At 63.8% G+C, this 22,061-nt stretch carries 15 protein-coding genes; 12 read left to right on the forward strand and 3 right to left on the reverse strand.

The genetic code is table 11. The features are described from left to right. Positions 1-21: 21 nt before the first annotated feature. Complete coding sequence (locus ABGT83_RS11890) at positions 22-1,989, reverse strand: FAD-dependent oxidoreductase (RefSeq protein ID WP_346687771.1); 1,968 nt, start codon at positions 1,987-1,989, stop codon at positions 22-24. A gap of 325 nt (positions 1,990-2,314) precedes the next feature. On the opposite strand from ABGT83_RS11890, the gene ABGT83_RS11895 reads away from it, so the two are divergent. Then, positions 2,315-3,889: a response regulator transcription factor gene (locus tag ABGT83_RS11895; protein ID WP_346687773.1), complete on the forward strand. Its 1,575-nt coding sequence runs from the start codon at positions 2,315-2,317 to the stop codon at positions 3,887-3,889. A gap of 196 nt (positions 3,890-4,085) precedes the next feature. Here ABGT83_RS11895 and ABGT83_RS11900 read toward each other — a convergent pair whose 3' ends face one another. Then, the gene (locus ABGT83_RS11900) at positions 4,086-4,886 is read right to left on the reverse strand and encodes a sensor histidine kinase (RefSeq protein ID WP_239926169.1); all 801 of its coding nucleotides are present in this window, start codon (positions 4,884-4,886) and stop codon (positions 4,086-4,088) included. A 230-nt stretch (positions 4,887-5,116) separates the two neighbouring features. After that, positions 5,117-5,812, reverse strand: a complete 696-nt coding sequence (locus ABGT83_RS11905; protein WP_103263772.1) for a response regulator transcription factor — start codon at positions 5,810-5,812, stop codon at positions 5,117-5,119. Between the two features lie 125 nt (positions 5,813-5,937). Here ABGT83_RS11905 and ABGT83_RS11910 point away from each other — a divergent pair, with 125 nt between their 5' ends. The 11 genes from ABGT83_RS11910 to ABGT83_RS11960 all read left to right on the forward strand — a co-directional run bounded on the left by ABGT83_RS11910 (position 5,938) and on the right by ABGT83_RS11960 (position 21,999). Beyond that, positions 5,938-6,708: a type III pantothenate kinase gene (locus ABGT83_RS11910; RefSeq protein WP_103263773.1), complete on the forward strand. Its 771-nt coding sequence runs from the start codon at positions 5,938-5,940 to the stop codon at positions 6,706-6,708. Positions 6,709-6,869: 161 nt separating this feature from the next. Next, complete coding sequence (locus tag ABGT83_RS11915; RefSeq protein WP_346687775.1) at positions 6,870-8,558, forward strand: formate--tetrahydrofolate ligase; 1,689 nt, start codon at positions 6,870-6,872, stop codon at positions 8,556-8,558. Positions 8,559-8,595: 37 nt separating this feature from the next. Continuing rightward, the gene (locus ABGT83_RS11920) at positions 8,596-9,210 is read left to right on the forward strand and encodes a cyclodeaminase/cyclohydrolase family protein (RefSeq protein WP_346687776.1); all 615 of its coding nucleotides are present in this window, start codon (positions 8,596-8,598) and stop codon (positions 9,208-9,210) included. A gap of 14 nt (positions 9,211-9,224) precedes the next feature. Beyond that, positions 9,225-10,088 (forward strand): bifunctional 5,10-methylenetetrahydrofolate dehydrogenase/5,10-methenyltetrahydrofolate cyclohydrolase, encoded by an 864-nt coding sequence (locus ABGT83_RS11925; protein ID WP_346687777.1) that lies wholly within the window; start codon positions 9,225-9,227, stop codon positions 10,086-10,088. Between the two features lie 141 nt (positions 10,089-10,229). Further along, positions 10,230-10,730, forward strand: coding sequence for a tRNA (adenosine(37)-N6)-threonylcarbamoyltransferase complex ATPase subunit type 1 TsaE (tsaE, locus tag ABGT83_RS11930; RefSeq protein WP_346687779.1), 501 nt, complete (start codon positions 10,230-10,232; stop codon positions 10,728-10,730). A 19-nt stretch (positions 10,731-10,749) separates the two neighbouring features. Further along, positions 10,750-13,311, forward strand: a complete 2,562-nt coding sequence (gene tsaD, locus ABGT83_RS11935; protein ID WP_346688036.1) for a tRNA (adenosine(37)-N6)-threonylcarbamoyltransferase complex transferase subunit TsaD — start codon at positions 10,750-10,752, stop codon at positions 13,309-13,311. A 502-nt stretch (positions 13,312-13,813) separates the two neighbouring features. Next, complete coding sequence (kdpA, locus tag ABGT83_RS11940; RefSeq protein WP_346687781.1) at positions 13,814-15,592, forward strand: potassium-transporting ATPase subunit KdpA; 1,779 nt, start codon at positions 13,814-13,816, stop codon at positions 15,590-15,592. Positions 15,593-15,608: 16 nt separating this feature from the next. Next, on the forward strand, positions 15,609-17,717 hold the full coding sequence (gene kdpB / locus ABGT83_RS11945; RefSeq protein ID WP_103263779.1) for a potassium-transporting ATPase subunit KdpB: 2,109 nt from the start codon (positions 15,609-15,611) through the stop codon (positions 17,715-17,717). 95 nt (positions 17,718-17,812) lie between these two features. Continuing rightward, a complete protein-coding gene (locus ABGT83_RS11950; protein WP_103263780.1) occupies positions 17,813-18,412 on the forward strand; it encodes a potassium-transporting ATPase subunit C in 600 nt (199 codons plus the stop codon). 103 nt (positions 18,413-18,515) lie between these two features. Beyond that, positions 18,516-21,299: a sensor histidine kinase KdpD gene (locus ABGT83_RS11955; protein WP_346687783.1), complete on the forward strand. Its 2,784-nt coding sequence runs from the start codon at positions 18,516-18,518 to the stop codon at positions 21,297-21,299. After that, a complete protein-coding gene (locus ABGT83_RS11960; RefSeq protein ID WP_346687785.1) occupies positions 21,292-21,999 on the forward strand; it encodes a response regulator in 708 nt (235 codons plus the stop codon). The genes ABGT83_RS11955 and ABGT83_RS11960 overlap by 8 nt, the downstream gene beginning before the upstream one ends. Positions 22,000-22,061: the final 62 nt, after the last annotated feature.

Here is a 22,061-nt window from a genome sequence, read left to right on the forward strand (position 1 = left end):
CGTGCTGCGCGGTCCGTGTGTTTACGAGACAGCTTGCTCGCAGCACGTCTGCACGGCGGTGCGGAAGGCGTCGGAGGTGCGCGTGGCGCCCGACACCGTGTCGACGGCCGGAGTTTGCTGTTCGATGACCGCCGGGATGAGCGTATTTTCCATGGCGGCCTGACCCACATAGGTGGTTTCCAGTTCGTTCTCCTGGCTGATCTCGGCTATCTTGCCGCCTTCGACGGTTACAGTCACCGTGATGTCGCTGAACATACCGAACTGGGTATCGGTATAGACGCCGTCCTTGAGCGCGCTCTCGGGCATGCTCCATGAGACATCGGGCACCGATTCGCTCGTGTCGCCTTCGGACGAAACCGATCCCGCCTTGCTCGATCCGATATACTCGGCGGCGGATTTGCTCGCGAAGCGACCTGAGTTGATGTTGTTGGCGTTTGTGCCGCCCGGCACGTTGATGGTGTAGATGTTGGGCCACAGATCCGCCGAGTCCACGCCGGCGGAGTACAGGCCGGGCACGGGCTGCCCGTTCTTGTCCACGACCTCCATCTTGCGGTTTGTGCGAATGCCGCCGAATGTCACCATGCAGGATTGGGGCATGTAGCAGAAGTAGAACGGCGGGTTCTCAAGCTTCTGCAGGTACTCGGCGGGCTTGCCGAAGTACGCGTCGCGCTTCGCATCGCACATCTCATTGTAGGTGGTGATAGACGCTATGACCGTGTCGTAGTCGAGATCGAGGGCGCTGCTGGCCTTCTGCGCCAGCTCCTCAAGTGTGTCGGCGCTGAAGAAGTCGTCATGCGGGTTTTCCTCGATGCGCTGCTTAAGCTCTTCTTGGGTGGCCGCCCAATCGAGGCGCGGGGCTATCATGCCGTCGTAGGCGTCCTTGAAGATCTTGGCGTCGTAGATCGAGAAGAGCTTCTGGTGCATGAGCGAGGGGATCATGTCGCTCATCCAGTTCTCCACGCCCGCCGATTCGGCGCAGAAGCGCTCGCCGTCCTCGTTGATCCACAGGGAGCACGCGTTGTGGCCGGCCACCACGAGCCCGTCCCCGCGCCCGTACGTGCCGTATTCGCCGCCCGGAGCGCCCGACACGGTGAGCTGCATGAGGCCCGACATGCGCGGGATGTTGCTTGCGCCGCCGGCCTCGATGGCCATGCGCACACCGTCGCCATCGTAGCCATACAAAAAGCGCTTCACGTTGGTGGTGTCGGAGAAGCCGCCTTCCTGCAGGTATTCGTCATTGTTGGCGAAACCGCCGGTTGCCAGCACCACTGCTTTTGCGTTCACCTGCACATAGTCGCCGTTAAGCTTCTGTGCGTACACGCCAGCGACGGCGCCGTCCTCGCCAAGGACGAGGTCGGTGGCCGGACAATTCAGGAGGAACTGCACGCCCAGCTCTTGCGCCGTGGCGGTCATGGCGGGCGAGAAGTCGTCGTGCGCGCGGTTCTCGCCGAACCAGTGGAACGTTTCGAACAGGCCGCCGTGATAGTCGTCCACCACGCCGGTGAAGTTCACGCCGCAGTCCTGCAGCCAGCTGATGTTCTCGCCTGAGGCTTCGATCAGATCAAGCCACTTGAGGCCGTTCGCGCGGTTGTGGGAGTAGCTCATCTCCGTGGCGATGACTTCGGCCGGCTCGATCGCGATGCCTGCATCCTGCTGCATTTTCGAATTGACGGCGAACACGCCCTCGGTGCCGATACCGCCTCCGCCCGTGCCGCCGTGCTTCTCCAACACGACGACGCCGAGCCCTTGCTGGGCGGCTTCGACGGCGGCCGAAAGGCCCGAGTTGCCCGCGCCGCAGATGCAGACGTCGCAGGTGTAGGTGGCCACGGCCTGACGCGTGACGCCGCCTTTGGCGCCGTCGCCGTCGTTCGAGGCGTCCTGCGCCGATGTGCCCGTCGAAGCAGGCGCGCATCCCGCGAGTCCCGCTCCCGCCGCCGCGACGCCCGCCATGCCCGCGATGCCCAGGAAGCTCCTTCTGGTCAGTTCCATGTCCCTCTCCCTTTCTTCCGAATGTCGCGATGAGGCCGCCCAGGTGCTCGCCCGTCGGCCCGGCAAGCGATTCTCCCAGCGGGCAGTGGCGTGTGCAAGTACCCGTTCGAGGTAGAATCGTCCATGCAGGCGTGAGCAATTACCCGTAACGGGTAAGGTGGAGACCGAGCAGAGGGTGGTATCGTCGAGCATGGCCGATCTGGATCCGTGTGGACGGTGGCAGAGGCCGCTGCGGGCGCGGCGCTGAAGCCGCGGAGGGGGTGCGCAGGCGCGCGATCGGCCGAGCATGTTCGCCGCGTACGCGGAACGAGGGGATGTGATCAGTATGGCGAAGGGATCCACCGAGGTATCCGACATGCGCTGCCTGTCGGATACCGCCCCGCGCACCGGCGGTGCTGCGACCATCTACAGCACGCAGCGTGCTGCAGGCATCTTGCTTGCCCTTGCCGGCATGGCGTTGCAGTGGGCGTCGCTGCACTCCATCACGTTCTTCGGCACGGTGGTGCGCGCAGGCGGCGATGCAGGGTCGAGCGTTGCTTGGGTGGCCAACTCGGTATGCACGTTCGCCGTGTTCCTAGCATTGTTCGTCGTATCGCGGCGCATATCCACGCTGCTGGATGACCGGCGCACCGTGCCGTTTGCGGCGGCGTGCCTGGGGGCGGGTGCGGCGTGCTTCGCGGCGGGCGGTTTGCTGGGAGCATCGAGTCCGCTCATATTCGCAGGAAGCGTGTTCATAGCTTTCGGCACGACTCCACTCATCGTCGCATGGGGCGAGATGTACAAGTACCTCAATCCCAAGGGCGAGCAGCTGCTCGTCACGCTCGTGGCCATCGTGTGCTCGGTGGTGACGTACTTCGTCGAGACCCATCTGCCGCTGGCCTTGGCCATGGTCGTATTCGTTGCGCTGCCATTTGGCTCGCTCGCGTGTCTGGCGCGCTCCCGCACGTTGCTCGCCGATTCATCGAGTGCGTGGGGCGCCAAAGAGAAGCTGCCGATGGAGAAGTCGCCGGCGTTGTTCTTCGTGTGCATCGCGGTGTTCTCCATCCCGTACAACTGTCTGCGCGGCAGCGAAGACATGCAGGCGGTTCTTGCCGATGCCGCGGCGTGGTCGTGCGTGCTGGCTGTCGTTATCGTGGCGATGGTCGCGGTTGCGCTGGCCGAGTACGCTGCCGAGCGCCGGGGCGTGTTGCTGGTGCCAAGCGCCGTGCTGTTTCTGCTGAGCGCTGCCATGGTGCTGCATCTGATGGGGAACGTCTCGCCATCGTTTATCGTGCCCAGCTTTCTGTATGCGGGCTATTATCTTTTTCTGGCTATGGTGTATTTGGCTCTCGGGCCGCTTGTGGCCACAACCGACGCGAACCCGGTCAGGTTGTTCTCGGGCGCAATGCTGGCCAACGTCGGCGGGCTGCTTCTGGGATCGCTGTTGGGAGGGCTCGGCGCGTGGTTGGGCGAGCAGGCGGCGGCTTTGGTGGCAATGGGCGCCACCTACGTGATATTCTTCGCAGGATGCACGCTGCTCTACAATCGGTCGTACAGTATCTTTCGGGTGAACTCCTATGACGAGAAGAAATACTCATTCGAGTATCTTGCGCCCGACTCCTCTGGGCTGTTGCCCGCATGCGCCGTCGATGCGATCGCGGTTGACGAGGCGCAGCCGCTGCTCGATGCCATCAAAACGCAATGCGATGTCGCACGCGACAGGTTCGGTCTGAGCTCGCGCGAGCACGAGGTGCTGGTGCTTCTGACGCGCGGGCGCACCATTGCTTCCATAGCTGAGAAACTGTACGTGTCGGAAAATACCGTGAAGGCCCACACGAAGGCCATCTATCGCAAGTTTCAGGTGCACACGCGCGAAGAGCTTCTCATGCGGGTCCAGAATCTGCTGCGCGAGGAATCGTAACGCGGTTCGAGGAGCCTGGAAGGGGAGCGGTCGGCTTGCCATGGGTGTGGGAGCGACGGGCAACGAGGCCGAAATCCTGTCCCGCGCGACTCCGGCACGCACGCCCATGGTTGCGCGGTGCCGCATCTGCGACGACCCGTCGCTTGGCCTGCTTCGGCAGCGTGACGCCGTTGCTTGCCCGCCGCCTGGCGCGTTCCTACGCTGCGGCTTCGGGCGGAATGGAGGGCAGGGCGATGATGAAGCACGCTCCTCCTTCGGGCATGTTCAGAGCTTCGACGGTGCCGTCGTGCGCGTCGACAACCGACTTCACGATGGCCAGTCCCAAGCCGGTTCCGCCCGTGCCGCGACTGCGCGAGGCGTCGGTGCGGTAAAAGCGATCGAACAGCAGGTGCGGATCGACATCGCCGAAGCCGCTGCCGTCGTCCTTCACGGCGAGGATGGAGTTTCCGCGCAAACCGAACAACTCGATGGTAATATGGCCGCCCGGCTCGATGAAGCGGCTCGCGTTCTCGACGAGGTTTGTAACAGCCTGCTTGAGGCGGTCGAGATTGCCCAGCACGTCGGGAGCTTCGCCCACGATCTCGGTGTGCGCCTGCCGATCGCGGAGGATGGGCTCGAGCGCGTCGAGCACTCCTGAGGCGAGTTCTCGCAAGTTCACCCGTGCAAGCTCAAGGGGCGCCGTGTCGTCCTCGATGCGCTGGAGCGCGAGCAGGTCATGCGTGAGCCTGCTCAAGCGCTCGCTTTCGTTGATGATGATGGAGCAGAACTTTTCGTGCAGCTCGGGGGGCAGATCGGGATCGGCCAGCATCTCGGCGTTCCCGCGGATCGCTGTGAGCGGCGTACGGAGCTCATGCGCCACATCGCTGATGAAAGCGGCTTGGCGGCTTTCTTTGAGGGCGAGGTCGTGCTGCTGGATCTTCGCCGTCTGGGCGAGCACCTTGAAATCGGCTGCAAGCTCATCGGCTTCAAGCAGACGGCCGTCAGGCTCAAACGGCATGTCGATCCCGGAGCGGTATGCCGCCGCCTTTTTTGCGAGATGATGCAGCGGTTCGGATATAAAATGACCAATGATCAGGCTTAATGGAAATACGACACAGCCGATAGGCAAGAGAAGCAGAAACGCCTTCGGCGTAAGGTCGAAGGCGAGGAAGCTGATAAGTACGATAATCGCGCCGGCGAGCAACGAGAGCAACGTAGCCAGCAGCGAAAAGTATGTTTGCAGTCTCTTTATTGTCTGAACCTGTACCCGTACCCGCGGACCGTCTCCACCAAGCCGGGATCGTACCCGGCGGACTCAATCTTATCACGGAGACGTTTGATGTGGGTGTCGACGGTCTTTGTTTCCGTCAAGTATTCCCAACCCCAGGCATCGCGCAGCAGATCTTCGCGCGAGACCACCTTGCCGGCATTCTTCATGAGGCTGGCGAGCAGCTCAAACTCGCGCGGCGTCAGGTCGATCTCTCCGTTCTGGCCGGAGGCGGTGTGCGCGTCCTCATCCAACGTGATGCCGCTCGCCGTCACCGCGTGGTTCGCGCCGGGGAAGTCGCCGCCGGAACCGCGGCGCAGCAGTGCCCGCACGCGCGCAATGAGCTCGCGGACGCCGAAGGGCTTCGCCAGATAGTCGTCGCCGCCGATTTCCAGGCCGACAACTTTGTCGAGTTCGGTATCGCGTGCCGACAGAAACAGGACGGGCACGGCGGTTTTCGAGCGAAGGCGGCGGCACAGCTCGTAGCCGTCCATACCGGGAAGCATGATGTCGAGCACGAACAGATCGTACGGGTTCTTCGTGGCAAGCGCAAGCGCGTCTTCGCCATTGTCCACCACGTCGGTGTAGAAGCCCTCTTTTTTGAGCGCGTAGCTGACGAATTCGGTTATGGAGGGCTCGTCGTCGACGACGAGGATGCGATGAGGCGTGTCGTTCATATGTGGCCTTTCTATCAGATGAAGTCCCGTGACCGTTGCCTGACAGATGCATAAGGGGCGGGTTGGTATAATGACGAAAGCAACTATAAGCACTCGGTTCGTGCCTAAAGGAGACTGTCAAGAATATGTTACTTGCCATCGATGTGGGAAACACCCAGACAGTAGTGGGGGTTTACCGGAACGAAGACCTGCTGTACCGCTGGCGCATCGGCACGAACAAGCACCATACGTCGGACGAGCTGCGTATCCGGCTGCGCCAGCTGCTTGATTGCGAGAACATTCCGGTCGAGGGGCTGCGCGGCGTGGCGCTTGCATCGGTGGTGCCCCAGCTCACGCTGGCGTGGAGCGCGGCGGTCCACTACCTGCTCGGCAAGGAGGCGCTTGTGTGCACGGCCGAGACGGCTGGCGCGCTGTTCGAGGCCGATTACCCCAACCCGCGCGAGATCGGGGCCGATCGCGTGGCCGACGCCGTGGCCGCCAAGGAGCTGTACGGCGCCCCGGTGATCGTGGTGGATTTCGGCACGGCTACCAACATCGAGGTTGTCGACAAAGACGGGCGTTTCGTCGGCGGTATCATCGCGCCGGGTGTGGAGACGTCGGCCACGGCGCTGTTCTCGCACGCCACCAAGTTGGGGGCCATCGACCTCGTCGACCCGAAAACGGCCATCGGGCACAACACCGAGCAGGCCATGCAATCGGGGATCGTATACGGCGAGGCCGACCGCGTGGATGGGCTCGTGCGCCGCATCTTCGATCAGCTGGGGTATGAAACGCCGGTCGTGGCCACCGGCGGCCTCGCCTCGCGCGTGGCGGCGCTGTCGCGGACGATCACCGCAACCAATCCCGAGTTGACGCTCGAGGGCCTGCGGCTTGTCTACGATGCGCGCGAGGGCTGATGCCGCGACCCGGTCGACCTTCTGGCTTGTCGATGTCCCGCGCCCTCTGCGGAAAACTTCTGCCCTTGGCGCTCGTGCGCCGATTCCCCTCATGCGCGCCGAGTAGAATGGTCGCGTCGATAAGACTCAGTCGCAAAACGACCAGAAAGAGAGGGCCCGACGTGTTGACCGACATTGAAATTGCCCAAGCTACCACTCCGCAGCACATCAGCGAAATCGCCGAGAAGGCGGGTGTGCCGGAGTCGTACTTGGAGATGTACGGCACCAACAAGGCGAAGGTGGACTATAACCTGCTCAAGGACGAGGAGCACACGCCGGGCAAACTGATCCTAGTCACGGCTATCAACCCCACGCCGGCTGGCGAGGGCAAGACCACCACGACCGTGGGCCTGGCCGACGCGCTGGCCAAGCAGGGCAAGAACGTGGTCGTGGCGCTGCGCGAGCCGTCGCTCGGCCCCGTGTTCGGCATCAAGGGCGGCGCTGCCGGAGGCGGGTACGCCCAGGTCATCCCCATGGAGGACATCAACCTGCACTTCACGGGCGATTTCCATGCTATCAGCGCGGCCAACAACCTGCTGGCGGCCCTGCTTGACGCGCACATCCACAACGGCAACGAGCTGGGCATCGACGTGCGCAAGATCACGTGGAAGCGCGTGGTGGACATGAACGACCGCCAGCTGCGCAACATAGTGGACGGCCTGGGCGGCAAGGCCCATGGCGTGCCGCGCGAGGACGGCTTCGACATCACGGTGGCTTCCGAGGTCATGGCCATCTTCTGCCTGGCCACATCCATCACCGACCTCAAGGAGCGCCTGGGCCGCATCGTGGTTGGCTACACCTACGATGACAAGCCGGTCACGGCGCACGACCTGCACGCGGAAGGTGCCATGACGGCCCTGCTCAAGGACGCGCTCAAGCCCAACCTCGTGCAGACGCTCGAGGGCACGCCGGCGTTCGTGCACGGCGGCCCCTTCGCCAACATCGCGCACGGCTGCAACTCCATCATGGCTACGCGCATGGCCATGGCGCTGGGCGACTACTGCGTGACGGAGGCCGGCTTCGGCGCCGACCTGGGAGCGGAGAAGTTCCTGGACATCAAGTGCCGCCTCGCAGGGCTCAAGCCCGACGCCGTGGTCGTGGTTGCCACGGTGCGCGCCTTGAAGAATCACGGCGGCGTCGCGAAGGCGGATCTCAACGAGGAGAACCTCGAGGCCCTGGAGGCGGGGCTGCCGAACCTGCTGCAGCACGTGGAGAACATTACGCAGGTGTACAAGCTGCCGTGCGTGGTGGCCATCAACGCGTTCCCCACCGACACGAAGGCCGAGCTCGACCTCGTGGAGGCCAAGTGCCGCGAGCTGGGCGTGAACGTGGCGCTGTCCGAGGTGTGGGCCAAGGGCGGCGAAGGCGGCCAGGCGCTCGCGACCGAGGTGGTGCGCCTGTGCGCCGAGGGCGATGCCGAGGGCCGCAGCGCCGAGACGTTCGAGTTCTCCTACGGCGACGACCTGACGCTGGCCGAGAAGATCGAGGCCATCGCGAAGCGCATCTACCACGCAGACGGCGTCGTGTTCGAGCCGGCCGCGAAGAAGGAGCTGGCCCAGTTGGAGGCGCTCGGCTTCGGCGGCATGCCTGTGTGCATGGCCAAGACGCAGTACTCCTTCAGCGACGATGCGGCCAAGCTCGGCGCGCCGCGCGGCTTCACCGTGACGGTGCGCCAGGTGAAGGTGTCGGCCGGTGCCGGCTTCGTGGTGGCGCTCACCGGCTCCATCATGACGATGCCGGGCCTGGGCAAGTCACCCGCCGCCTTCAAGATCGACGTGGACGAGAACGGCAAGATTTCGGGATTGTTCTAGTTCCGATCGACTCGATGCTTGCGCGAAGGGAGGCGCCATGTACGATACCTCATTTATCGACGAACTTGCCAGCGCCGCGCCAACACCGGGCGGCGGCGGGGCGTCCGCGTACGCGGGGGCGCTCGCAGCAGCGCTCGCCGCGATGGTGGGCAACCTCACGGTGGGCAAGAAGAGCTACGCCGACGTGGAAGACGAGGTGCGCTCCTCCCTCGTGCGCCTCGATGCGCTGCGCGCCCGCCTGGTTGCGTACGTCGACGAGGACGCCCGCGCGTTCGAGCCGTTGGCGGCATGTTACCGGATGCCGAAGGAGACGTCGGAGGAGCAGGCCGCCAAAAACGCTGCGCTGCAGCAAGCGCTCATGGCTGCATGCGAGGTGCCTCTCGCCATCATGCGGACGGTCGAGGCCGTTGTCGACGAGATCGATTTTCTCGCGCGCAACGGCAGCAAACTAGCACGATCGGATGCCGGCGTAGCGGCGACGTTCGCGCGCGCTGCCATCGAAGGGGCCAGCCTCAATATCTTCATCAATGCGGCGTCGATGGATGACGAGGAGCGGGCAGCGAATCTTCGCGACGAGGCGCTCGCTCTGGTAGAAGCCGCGCGGGTCCGGTGTTGCAGCCTGTTCGACTTCGTCATGCACGAGATTGCGTAAGGAGCCAGTATCCTATGGCCACACTGCTTGCTGGAAAGCCGGTCGTCGAACGTCTGGCGCGCAATCTCGCACCAAGGATCGAGCGGCTCAAGGCCGCGGATATCGTGCCCACCCTCGCTATCGTGCGCATGGGGGAGCGCCCCGACGACCTGTCCTACGAGCGCACTGCTATGAAGCGCGCGGAATCGCTCGGCATCGCCGTGCGTTCCGTCGCGCTCGACGAATTCACGCCCCAATCGGTCGTTGAAGCTGCGATGCACGACATCGCCCACGACGCCGGCGTCCACGGCTGCCTTCTGTTCCGCCCGCTGCCGTCGTTCGTGAGCGAGTCTCGCGTCTGCGAACTGCTCGTGCCGGAAAAGGACATCGACGGCATCACCCTCGCTTCGCTCGGCTCCGTGTTCACCGACGGGCGCACGGGGTTTCCGCCCTGCACTGCTGCCGCCTGCATCGAAATCCTCGATCATTACAGCGTGCCGCTCGTCGGCAAGCACGTGGTGGTGGTAGGGCGAAGCCTTGTAGTGGGAAAGCCCGTGTCCATGATGCTGCTGCGTCGCAACGCGAGCGTGACCATCTGCCATAGTAGAACCGAGCATCTTGAGGAGATCTGCCGCGAAGCCGATATCGTCATCTGTGCGACGGGGCGCGCCCGTGCGTTCGACGCTGAATTCTTCAGCCCCGGCCAGACGGTGCTCGATGTGGGCATCAACTTCGATACGCATGGAAGGCTGTGCGGAGATGTCGACTTCGATAAGGTCGAGCCTCTCGTCGGGGCCATCACGCCGGTGCCGGGCGGCATCGGCACGGTGACGACGTCGATGACCATGGCGCACACCGTAGAGGCAGCGGAGAGGGCCCAGGCCGAGCGGTCGGAGTAAGAAGTCGCTTCCGAAGGCGTTTCGCCTGCTGTATGCTTCGTTGGCCGGTTTGTCGTCCGCTGCATCAGGTTCGCGTCGTCGCGAATGCGATGATATTTGGGAGGGCTGGTTCGCCTGGTCACGATGGCGTAGAATACGGTCATGGCAGCAGGACTGACATATCTGCGCAAGACTACGTCGCCCGAGGCGACCAAGCAGCTTGCGCTTACACTTGCTCCTTACCTGCGGCCAGGAGACGTCGTCGTGCTGTCGGGAGACCTTGGTGTGGGCAAGACGCAGTTCGTACAGGGCGTGGCGGCAGGTCTCGGCGTGAGCGCTTCGGTTACGAGTCCTACGTTCAATATCCTGCTCTCCTATCCTGAGGGCGCATTGCCGTTGTACCATTTTGATTTGTACCGACTCGAACATTCCGACGAGCTGGAGGACACGGGGTTTTACGAGACGGTCGACGGGGACGGCGCGACGTTCATCGAGTGGGGCGAGAAGTTTCCCGAAGCCCTTCCGTACGGCTACCTTGAGGTTTCCATCGGCGTCGATGTCGATGGAAACCGTCTTGTGCAGGCGCACGCCTTGGGTGATCGCTCTCGGCAGCTGCTGTTTGTCTGGGCGAAGGACTCAAAATCCCGCCTCATGAAGAAGTAGGAACGAACCTGTGAACAAAATGTACGTGTTGGCGTTCGATACCGCCAACGAAGTCATCGCCATCGGCGTCGGCATCATGAACCCCGAAAGCCGCTCGATCGCGCTTGTCGCCTCCTCCGAGGTCGCGGCGCGACGCGCCTCCAACACGCAGCTGCTCCCGCGCATCGATGCCGTGCTCGCAGAGCACGAGATAAGGCGTGAGGATATCGCATGTGTGGCGGTGGGTCGCGGACCGGGATCGTTCACGGGTGTGCGCATCGCCATGGCTACGGCGAAGGGTAGCGCGTCCGCGCTTGGCGTGGGGCTCATCGGCGTATCGTCGCTCGATGCGGTGGCGTGGAATGTGCAGGCCGCCGGCGGGCGCGGCCCGCTCGTTGTCGTGGCGGATGCCATGCGCAAGGAGGTGTATCCGGTGCGCTACGCGCTCGACGAGGAGGGCGTCGAACGTTTGGATTCCGATCGCGTAGTAAAGGCCGAGGATGCCGCACGGGAACTGGCGAGAGGTGGCGACTCCCTGCACGGCTGCGCACGGCAGCAGAATGCCGCGCGGCTTCTTTGCGGCGATGCTCTTAAGAAATACGGGGAGTTGTTTGCCGGGTGCGGCGCTGCGCTGAATCCCGAGCTTTGGACGCCGACGGGACGCGGGCTGCTTCTGGCGTTGCAAGCGGCCTGGCGCGTGGGCGAGGTCGATCCGCTCGACGCGCAGCGCCATGACCCGGCGTTTGTGCTACCCGTGTACACCCGCTTGTCGGACGCGGAGGAGAACGAGCGCATTCGCCTGGCGAAGAACGATCCGAAGAATCTCGTAGCGGGGGTGCAAGATGCAGCACCACGCCGGGATCAACGCGCGAGCATGCACGATACGGCCATCCTGAACGCTCGGCCCGATACGCAGGGCATTACGTACAAGCCGCTCGACGCCGCGCACGTCGCCGACGTGGCTGCTCTCGAAGCACGCGTGATGGGTTCCGATGCGTGGAGCGCCGCGCTCGTGGCCGACGAGCTGCCGCGCGGAGATCGTGCGTGGTGGGCGGCTTATGGGGTTCCAACGACGTGCCGACCGCTGGAAGCGTCCGGCAACGAGGAGATCGTCGAAGGGAGCCCTCTGTCGGGGAGCTCGGATGAGATCCTGCTCGGTTACGCTGGGGGATGGATCGTCGACGGGCAGGTGCAGATCCTCAAGGTGGGGGTCGATCCGTCGGCTCGTCGTCACGGTATCGCGCGCGGTCTGCTGGCCCGCGTTGCGGCCGACGCGCGCGATTTGGGCGCGCAGACGTGCTCGCTCGAAGTGCGCGTGCGCAATACCGGTGCGCAGGCGCTGTACGAGGCTCTCGGTTTGCACGTACTTGGCACGCGCCCGCACTACTACTCCGATGGTGAGGATGCGCTCATCCTGGAAGGCCCGCTTCCGCTCGCGCAGCACGACGTGGCCGGTATGGAGCTCAAAGTGGGTGAGACAAGCGAGGATGCCCGGGCGGTGCGCGAGAAGCAGGCGGATGCTCCACGCGAAGCGTCCGGCGAAACGCAGGCATCCGGGATGCGCCGTCCGCTCATCCTGGCCATCGAGTCGTCCTGCGACGAGACGGCCGCGGCTCTCGTGGACGGCAACGGCGCTCTCCTGGCCGACGTGGTGGCTTCGCAGGTGGATTTTCACGCGCGTTTCGGCGGCGTGGTGCCCGAGATAGCCAGCCGCAAGCACATCGAGGCTATCTGCGGCGTGTGCGACGAGTGCTTTGACGTGGCTGCCACCACGCTCGCCGTGCCGAAATTGACTTGGGAAGACCTCGACGCCGTTGCGGTCACATATGCGCCGGGCCTCGTGGGAGCGCTCGTGGTGGGCGTCGCATTTGCCAAGGGCGCTGCGTGGGCGGCGGACAAGCCGTTCATCGGCGTGCATCACCTTGAAGGGCACCTATACGCCAACAAGATCGGCGCGCCTGACTTCGCGCCGCCGGCAGTGGTGTCGCTCGTGTCGGGGGGCAACACCCTGCTCGTGCATGTGAAGGACTGGGGCGATTACGAGACGCTCGGAGCCACCATCGACGATGCGGTGGGCGAGGCGTTCGACAAGGTGGCGAAGGCGCTGGGGTTAGGCTACCCCGGCGGTCCGGCCATCTCGCGCCACGCCAAGGAGGGCGACCCGGATGCCATCGCGTTTCCGCGGGCGATGATGCACTCGGGCGATCTGCGCTTCTCGCTCTCAGGATTGAAAACCGCCGTGGTCACCTATCTCAACAACGAGCGTGCCGCCGGCCGCGAGGTGGATGTGGCGGACGTATGTGCAAGCTTCCAGCAGGCTGTTGTGGACGTGCAGGTGAAGAAGGCCCGCATGGCGCTCGAGCAGACGGGCGCGCCCACGTTCTGCCTAGGCGGCGGCGTGGCGGCGAATCCCGCGTTGCGCGACGCGTACCAGGCGCTCTGCGAGCAGATGGGCGTGCGGCTTGTGCTGCCTCCCTTCAGCGCGTGTGGCGATAACGCCGGCATGATTGCGCTTGTGGCCCTCGATCGCTATCGCCAAGGCCGCTTCTTCGGCCTCGATGCCGATGCTCAGGCCCACGCCAACCTCGACGAGCCCTACTGATTGGCGGCAGGGGGCATCTTGGCCGGACGGCGTTGTTCGCAGGGTCGGCATCGTAGAAGAGGCCCCTTCCGCTGGCGGTCATCACGCGTCAACGCTCACCCTCTGCGCGCCCTCGGGCGAATCCCAGGGCGAGCGCAACCCCCAGGTCGTGGATAGCTGGCCAAAGCTCTTTTCGTTCAACGAGCATTCCCTGCCATAACCCCTGACAAGCGGGGAAGCGTCCTATCTTAATCCCATCTTAACGCCAGCGCGGCCGTCTTAACGTCGCGCTCATGCACTTCTTCCTATTCTGAGCACGTGGCGGTGTCCGCATCGCGCCACGGCGTTCGATGCGGACGGCAACGACGGCCGAGGCCGCGCCGCCGCGCAAGGAACGCCCCGCACCGAGGCGACGTTGAGAAGAAAGGAAACCGATGGGAATCGTAACCGGCATCGTCGGAGGATTGAGCGTGATCGTCGCGCTCTACTTGTTCTCCGTGCTCCTCAAAGGAGGCGATGAGCGATGATGGACGAGCTTTTGGAATACGGCATCTACCTGGCGTTGCTCGTGGCACTCGCCGTCCCTCTGTCCGCGTATATGAACAGGGTGATGGCTGGCGAGAAGGTGGCCGTGCTTTCGCGCGTGCTCGTGCCAGTGGAAAACGCCGTCTACCGCGTCATCCGTGTGGACAAAAACGAGAGCATGGGTTGGAAGAAGTACCTCGTGAGCGCCTTCGCGTTCTCCGCGCTCTGCCTTGTAGGGTTGTTCGCCCTCCTCATGCTGCAGGGTGTGCTGCCGCTTAATCCCGAGGGCTTGCCCGGCCTCAGCTGGGATCTCGCCTTCAACACGGCTGTCAGTTTCGTTACCAACACGAACTGGCAGGCCTATAGCGGCGAAGCGTCGCTCAGTTACTTCTCGCAGGCTATCGGTCTGACCGTGCAGAACTTCGTGACGCCTGCCGTGGGCTTAGCCGTTCTCTTTGCCCTGTTCCGCGGCCTTGTGAGTACGGGAGACCGGGGCTTGGGCAACTTTTTCGTGGACGTGACGCGCGCCGTGCTGTTCGTGCTGCTGCCCCTGTCGCTCGTGGTGGCCATCGTCGACGTGCAGCAGGGTTCGCCGCAAAACTTCAACGAGTATGAAACTGTGCAGCTGCTCGAGCCGGTGGGCGTGGACGCCGACGGGAACATCGTGGAGGCTGATGACCCGGCTGCCGTGAAGACGATCGACCAGGCTACGGTGCCGATGGGCCCGCAGGCCAGCCAGGTAGCCATCAAGCAGTTGGGCACGAACGGCGGCGGCTTCAACGGCGTGAACTCGGCAAGCGCGCTGGAGAATCCCACGCCACTCACGAACCTTGTTCAGTGCCTGTCGCTCCTGCTCATTCCAGTGGCATGCGTATTCAGCTTCGGGCGCTTCGTCGCCGATCGGAGGCAGGGGCGGGCCGTGTTCGCGGCCATGTTCATCCTGCTTCTGGTTGCGCTCGTGGCCATCGCGGTGTTCGAGCAGACGGGAACGCCGCAGCTTGCGGCTGATGGACAGGTGTGCATGGGCACGCTCGATCAATCCGGCGGCAACATGGAGGGTAAGGAGACGCGCTTCGGCGTGACCGACTCGTCGCTGTGGGCCGCGTTTACCACGGCCGCTTCGAACGGCTCAGTCAACGCCATGCATGACAGTTTCACTCCTCTTGGCGGCATGGTGCCCATGGTGCTCATGGCGCTCGGCGAAGTAGTGTTCGGCGGCGTGGGCAGCGGCCTGTACGGCATGCTCGGATTCGTGATCCTTACCGTGTTCATCGCGGGCCTTATGGTGGGTCGCACGCCTGAGTACCTGGGCAAGAAGATCGGCCCCAAGGAAATGCGCATGGCGGTGATCCTCTGCATCACCACGCCGCTGCTCATTCTGGTGAGCGCGACCGTTCTCGCGCTCGATCCGGCAACCGCAGCGAGCCTCAACAACTCCGGTGCGCACGGGTTCTCCGAGGTGCTCTATGCGACCGTGTCCGCCGGAGGCAACAACGGATCTGCCTTTGCTGGTTTCAACGCGAACACGCAGATGATCAATGTGGTGTTGGGTCTGGAGATGCTGGCGAACCGCTTCATTCCCATTGCAGCCGCGCTCGTGCTGGCCGGCAGCATGTGCACCCGTCAGAAGGTGGCGGTAGGTGCCGGTACCTTGTCCACCTCGAACGCCCTGTTCGTGTTCCTGCTGATTCTGATGGTGCTGCTGGTGGGGGCGCTCACGATGTTTCCGGCGCTTGCGCTGGGTCCGGTGGCCGAGCACCTCATGATGATGCTGTAGAAAGGTGTGAAAAACGATGACGACGATTGCGATGAAGGATTCCGCGATGGGCGCGCTTGCGCGGCGTGCGGTGCGCGACGCCTTCGCAAAGCTCAGCCCCCGCGAGCAGGCGAAGAACCCGGTCATGCTCATGGTGTATCTTTCGGCCGTGCTCACGCTCGCCCTGTTCTTGCTGTCGCTGTTCGGTATCGCCGACGCGGCTCCGGGGTTCATCTTGTCCGTTTCGGCGGTGCTGTGGCTCACCGTTCTGTTCGCGAACTTCGCGGAGGCGCTCGCCGAAGGCCGCGGCAAGGCTCAAGCCGATGCATTGCGCGAGGCCAAGCGCGATGTCGAGGCGCACAAGCTCAACGAGGGCCTGCTGGCGAAGGGCCACCATGTGGACGACCCGGCGGAGTTCTTCCGCATCCAATCGGAAGAGGTGGATTCCGCAATCCTTAAAAAGAAGGATCTGTTCTTCGTGATGGCCGGAGAGCAGATTCCGGCCGACGGAGAGATCGAGATGGGCGCGGCCTCCGTGGACGAGAGCGCCATCACGGGTGAGTCGGCCCCGGTCATTCGGGAAGCGGGCGGTGACCGCTCGGCCGTCACGGGCGGCACGACGGTGCTGTCAGACTGGCTGGTCGTGCGCGTAACGGCCGAGAGGGGCAACAGCTTCCTTGACCAGATGATCGCCATGGTGGAATCGGCCGCGCGCAAAAAAACACCGAACGAAATCGCGCTCCAGATCCTGCTCGTGGCGCTCACTATCGTGTTCCTTATCGTGGCGGTGTCGCTGTATGCGTTCAGCGGGTTCGGTGCAAGCCAGGAAGGCGTGGCGAACCCCACCTCCCTCACGTCGCTCGTCGCGCTGTTCGTGTGCCTGGCGCCTACCACTATCGGAGCGCTGCTTTCAGCCATCGGCATCGCCGGCATGAGCCGCCTCAACCGGGCGAATGTGCTGGCCATGAGCGGCCGTGCCGTGGAGGCAGCGGGCGATGTGGACGTGCTCTTGCTGGACAAGACGGGTACCATCACGCTGGGAAACCGTCAGGCTGCCGAATTCATCCCGGTGGACGGTGCAAGCGAGCGTGAGCTGGCCGACGCGGCCCAGTTGGCCAGCCTCACCGACGAGACGCCCGAAGGGCGCAGCATCGTGGTGCTGGCGAAGGAGCGCTTCGGAATTCGAGCCCGTGAGCTTGCGGGCGCCGGCATGGCGAGCATTCCGTTTACGGCGCAGACGCGCATGAGCGGTGTCGATTTCGAAGGCCATGAGATTCGGAAGGGGGCGGCCGACGCCGTCAAAGACTATGTGGAGTCGTGTGGCGGTGTGTACAGCGACGAGTGCGCCGGTGTCGTCGAGCGGGTTTCTCGCGCGGGCGGAACCCCGCTGATCGTTGCTCGCGATCATCGTATTTTGGGCATCGTGCATCTCAAGGATATCGTCAAACAGGGCATTAGAGAAAATTTCGCCGACCTGCGCACCATGGGCATCAAGACGGTCATGATCACGGGTGATAATCCTATGACTGCGGCGGCCATAGCTGCAGAGGCGGGCGTGGACGACTTCATGGCCGAGGCCACCCCCGAGTCGAAACTTGCAGCCATCAGGCGCTACCAGGCCGAAGGCCATTTGGTGGCCATGACGGGCGACGGCACGAATGACGCGCCGGCGCTTGCGCAGGCCGACGTGGCCGTGGCTATGAACAGCGGCACGCAGGCGGCCAAGGAGGCCGGCAACATGGTGGATCTCGATTCATCGCCGACGAAGCTCATCGATATCGTGCGCATCGGCAAGCAGCTCCTCATGACGCGCGGAAGTTTGACTACGTTCTCTATTGCGAACGACCTGGCGAAGTACTTCGCCATCGTGCCTGCGTTGTTCGTGCCGCTGTATCCGCAGCTCGAAGCGCTGAACATCATGCATCTCACGAGTCCAGCCACGGCTATCTTGGCGGCGGTTGTCTACAACGCCGTGGTCATTGTGGCTCTCATCCCGCTGGCGCTTCGGGGCGTGAAGTACCGCGAGGCCACCTCGCAGAGCCTGCTCGCGCGCAACCTGCTCGTGTACGGTCTGGGTGGCATCGTGTTGCCGTTCGTCGCCATTAAGCTGCTTGACATGGGCTTGACGGCGCTCGGCGTGGCATAAGCCGCATGTGCCATCCTGCGTGCAGCGAATCGAAGTCTCAAAACGTGCGAGGCTGCTGGTCGGCGGTCGCATACGAAGAAAGGAAGCGAGATCATATGAAGCAAGCGAAGACGTGGGCGAGCGCAGGGCTGTTCTTCCTCGTGACCACGGTGCTCTGCGGTGCCGTGTACACCGTCGTCGTCACGGGTATCGCGCAAGCGATCTTTCCCTACCAGGCCAATGCGTCGATCATCGAGGTTGACGGCACGAAATACGGCAGCGAGCTCGTAGCCCAGCAGTTCACCGACGACGACCATATGTGGGGCCGTCTCATGAGCCCGAGCACGGGCACGTTCACGAACGACGAGGGCGAGGACGTGCTGTGGTACGGTCCGTCGAACCTGAGTCCCGCCAGCGACGACTTCGCGCAGTCGGTGCAGGCCCGCGTCGACGAGATCCGTGCCGCCCATCCCGAGAAGGGCGACGAGCCCATCCCCAGTGACCTCGTGACGAACTCCGGCAGCGGCTTTGATCCCCACATCTCCCCGGCTGCCGCCGAATACCAAGTGGAGCGCTTGGCGAAGAACACCGGCAAGACCCCTTCCGAGATCCGTGCCATCATCGAGCAGTGCACCGAGCAGCCCCAGTTCGGCATTCTCGGCGATGCCCGCGTGAACGTCCTCAAGGTGAACCTCATGCTCGACGGAATTCTCTAGTGCCTCGTGCCCGCGGCCAGCGGATCGCGCCGCAGCCGCGGGCGATGCGATATCGGCCTGCAAGCTCCCATGCTATGATGGCCGCAGTATTGAAGGGACAGATATGACCGACTCTGCGTACAACTGCGAGCTGCGGCGCGATCCCGACGCTATCCTCCGGCAGATCGAGGAGGCCGAGGGTGCGGAGGGCAATGCGCGCGGCAAGCTCAAGATATTCTTCGGCTATGCCGCGGGGGTCGGCAAGACGTACGCGATGCTCGAAGAAGCCCATGCCGTGCAGGAGAAGGGCTTCGATGTGGCGGTGGGCTACGTCGAGCCGCACACGCGTGCCGACACCATGGCGCTTGTGGAGGGTCTCGAGCAGATCCCACCGCTCGCCGTGCGCCATCGCGGCATTTCGCTCAACGAGCTAGATCTCGACGCCGTGCTCGCACGCCGTCCTCAGATCGTGCTGGTGGACGAACTCGCGCACACGAACGCTGCCGGCAGTCGCCATCGCAAGCGCTACCAGGACGTGGAGGAGCTGTTGCGTGCCGGCATCAACGTGTTTACCACGGTGAACGTGCAACACCTCGAGAGCCTCAACGACAAGATTGCCGCGATCACGCATGTCACCGTGGGCGAGCGCATCCCCGATCGCGTATTCGACGAGGCGACGTCGGTCGAACTTGTGGACATCGAGCCAGACGATTTGATCGAGCGGCTCGAGTCAGGAAAGGTCTATCTGCCCGATCGAGCGCAGACGGCGCTCGCCAACTTCTTCTCGCGATCGAACCTTGCCGCGTTGCGCGAGATTGCGCTGCGCCGCATGGCCGAGCGGCTCTCGCGCAAAGCCGAGTGCGTTGCAACCGGTCAGCGGGTGGAAGCCGGCGAGGACGTACTTGTGTACGTGACGCCCGACGCTGGCAACGTGAAGGCGGTCCGTGCAGCGGCGACCATGGCGGAGTCCTACCATGGTGAGTTCACGGCTGTCGTGGTGGAGTCGTCTCAAAGCAAACGGCTTGACGCCGAGCGGCGCAAAAAGCTGCAAGCCAACATCGACGTGGCCGAGGAGCTGGGAGCCCATGTGGTCACGCTGTTCGGCGATGACATCGCGCAGCAGATTGCGCAGTACGCCGAGGCGGCCGGCGTCACCCATATCGTGGTCGGGAACGCGACCGGTTTGCGTACGCTCGCGCTCGGGCGCGAAGGGTTGGCGAATCGGCTCATGCGGCTCGTGCACGGCGCCGTGGTCGACGTGGTCCCCATTAAGGACCTTCCGGCACAGTACGGGCGCCTGCGCGAGGCGAAGGGCCTGCATCCCACGATGGCCGACGTTTGGAGGGCGCTCGCGGCCGTGGCTGTCGCCACGGCGGTCGGCATGGCCGTGTACGAACTCGGGCTTTCCAGTTCGGTCATCCTCGTGCTGTACCTGATTGTCGCCCTGCTCGTCGCCACGCGCGCCGACGGGTTCTTCTACGCGGTTGTCGTCGCGCTGGCCAGCACGTTCGCGTACAACTTCTTCTTCACTGTGCCGCGGTTCACCTTCAACGCCTACGGCTTCAACTACCCGTTTATCTTCGGGTTTTTGCTGGTGGGGACACTCGTGGCTTCTTCGCTGGCCGTGCGCATGAAGCGCCAGGCCGAGGCCACGGCTCGGCGTGCTTATCGCATGGAAGTGCTGCTGGAATCCAGCCGCAAGCTGCAGGGGGCGCAGGATGCCGACGCGTGCTTCCGTACGACCGCCGAGCAGATCATTAAGCTGCTGAACCGGCCTGTGGCCATGTACCGTTTGGGCGCCGACGGGCGCCTTGTCGATCCGGAGGTGCACGACGAGCCTGGAACTGCCGGAGACGCCTCGGCATCGGACTGCGTTTCTCCCGAGGAGGCCGCGGTGGCCGCGTGGGCGGCGTCGAACAACGAGCGCGCGGGGGCGACCACCGACACGCTCGCCGATGCGCGCTGCCTCTACCTGCCTATCCGATCCAAAGGGGTGGTGTTCGGTGTGGCGGGCATTGCGATGGATGGCGCAGACGAGGATGATTTCGGGGTCTTCGAAAAGAATCTGCTGCTCATGATTCTGGACGAATGTGGTCATGCGGTCGAGCAAATCTCCTTTGCTGAGGAACGCCGCCGCATGGAGCTGCGCGTCGAGAAGGAGACGCTGCGCTCAAACCTGCTGCGCAGCATATCGCACGACCTGCGCACGCCGCTCACCAGCATTTCCGGAGATGCTGAGATGCTGCTGGAAAGCGAAGACGTGCTCGATCACGACCTGCGGCGGCACATGTACCGCGACATCCGCGACGATGCTCGCTGGCTGATAGCGCTCGTTGAAAACCTGCTTTCCATCACGCGCATCGACAACGGCACCATGCGCATGTCCTTCCAGCCAGAGCTTGTGGGCGACATCGTGCACGAGGCGCTGCAGCACGCCGATCGCCGCATCGAGGATCGTCAGGTCGACGTGGAATTGGAGGACGAGCTGCTCATGATCGATGCGGATGCGCGGCTGATCGTGCAGGTCGTGGTCAACCTCGTGAACAACGCGGTGTCCTACACGCCGGCGGCAGGACGCATACGCGTCACGGCGCGAAGGGAAGGATCGTTGCGCGAGTTCGTGCGCATCGCCGTGGCCGACGAGGGTCCCGGCGTTTCCGAGGAAGATAAGAGCCATCTGTTCGACATGTTCTACAATGGGTCCACCGGTGAAGGCGGCGGGAAGAGTGGCGACTTCAAACGTGGCATGGGCCTTGGCCTTTCGCTGTGCCGCTCCATCGTGGAGGTGCACGGCGGGAGGATCGGCGTGCGGGACGCGTTGCCGCAGGGCAGCGAGTTCTGGTTCACGCTTCCCGCCGTTGAGGTGAAGGACGTGGTCGGAGATTTGGCGAAGGAGACCAGTGGCTAAAGGCTATCGAATACTGGTTGTGGAGGACGATGCGGCTGTGCGTCGCCTTGTGGCGACGACGCTCGGTTTGCACAGGTATGCGGTGCGCGAGGCGAAAACAGCCGCGCAGGCGCTGATCGAGCTGTCGTCGCAACCGCCCGATCTGGTCGTGCTCGACCTCGGCCTGCCCGACGGCGACGGCGTGGACGTCATCCGCACGCTGCGCGGATGGTCGTCTCTGCCGGTGATCGTGCTGTCTGCGCGACTGGAAGACGCCGACAAGGTGGCGGCCCTTGATGCAGGTGCCGACGACTATCTGGTAAAGCCGTTTTCCGTGGAGGAGTTGCTCGCGCGCGTGCGCGTAGCGCTGCGTAGGCTCGAGCGTGAGCGCGCGCTGCAGGGCGGTGCCGAAGAGGCCGTCTACGAGAACGGCGCACTGCGCATTGACTTCGCAGCAGGCTGCGTGACGCGCGACGGCGAGGAAGTGCACCTCACGCCGTCGGAATACAAGCTGCTCTGCCTGCTGGCGCGCAATACCGGCAAGGTACTCACGCGCAATTACCTGCTGAAAGAAGTGTGGGGCAGCGCGCTTGCGTCCGACCGCTCATCGTTGCGCGTGTTCATGGCGACGCTCCGCAAGAAGATCGAGCCCGATCCCGCCAATCCCGTCTACATCCAAACACACGTCGGTATCGGCTATCGTATGATGCGGGTGGAGTGAGGATTCCGCTCCACCTGGAGCGCGCTTGTACGTCCGGCCCAATCGCGTCCTATGCTCGCGAA

Origin of the sequence: Enteroscipio rubneri, from assembly GCF_963929405.1 — a bacterium.
Taxonomy (GTDB): domain Bacteria; phylum Actinomycetota; class Coriobacteriia; order Coriobacteriales; family Eggerthellaceae; genus Enteroscipio; species Enteroscipio rubneri.

What these genes read in the sequence shown, in the direction of transcription:
- ABGT83_RS11890 (WP_346687771.1), bottom strand. Translation starts at nt 1,989, where the DNA reads ATGGAACTGACCAGAAGGAGCTTCCTGGGCATCGCGGGCATGGCGGGC.
- ABGT83_RS11895 (WP_346687773.1), top strand. Translation starts at nt 2,315, where the DNA reads ATGGCGAAGGGATCCACCGAGGTATCCGACATGCGCTGCCTGTCGGAT.
- ABGT83_RS11900 (WP_239926169.1), bottom strand. Translation starts at nt 4,886, where the DNA reads ATGCCGTTTGAGCCTGACGGCCGTCTGCTTGAAGCCGATGAGCTTGCA.
- ABGT83_RS11905 (WP_103263772.1), bottom strand. Translation starts at nt 5,812, where the DNA reads ATGAACGACACGCCTCATCGCATCCTCGTCGTCGACGACGAGCCCTCC.
- ABGT83_RS11910 (WP_103263773.1), top strand. Translation starts at nt 5,938, where the DNA reads ATGTTACTTGCCATCGATGTGGGAAACACCCAGACAGTAGTGGGGGTT.
- ABGT83_RS11920 (WP_346687776.1), top strand. Translation starts at nt 8,596, where the DNA reads ATGTACGATACCTCATTTATCGACGAACTTGCCAGCGCCGCGCCAACA.
- ABGT83_RS11925 (WP_346687777.1), top strand. Translation starts at nt 9,225, where the DNA reads ATGGCCACACTGCTTGCTGGAAAGCCGGTCGTCGAACGTCTGGCGCGC.
- tsaE (WP_346687779.1), top strand. Translation starts at nt 10,230, where the DNA reads ATGGCAGCAGGACTGACATATCTGCGCAAGACTACGTCGCCCGAGGCG.
- tsaD (WP_346688036.1), top strand. Translation starts at nt 10,750, where the DNA reads ATGTACGTGTTGGCGTTCGATACCGCCAACGAAGTCATCGCCATCGGC.
- kdpA (WP_346687781.1), top strand. Translation starts at nt 13,814, where the DNA reads ATGATGGACGAGCTTTTGGAATACGGCATCTACCTGGCGTTGCTCGTG.
- kdpB (WP_103263779.1), top strand. Translation starts at nt 15,609, where the DNA reads ATGACGACGATTGCGATGAAGGATTCCGCGATGGGCGCGCTTGCGCGG.
- ABGT83_RS11950 (WP_103263780.1), top strand. Translation starts at nt 17,813, where the DNA reads ATGAAGCAAGCGAAGACGTGGGCGAGCGCAGGGCTGTTCTTCCTCGTG.
- ABGT83_RS11955 (WP_346687783.1), top strand. Translation starts at nt 18,516, where the DNA reads ATGACCGACTCTGCGTACAACTGCGAGCTGCGGCGCGATCCCGACGCT.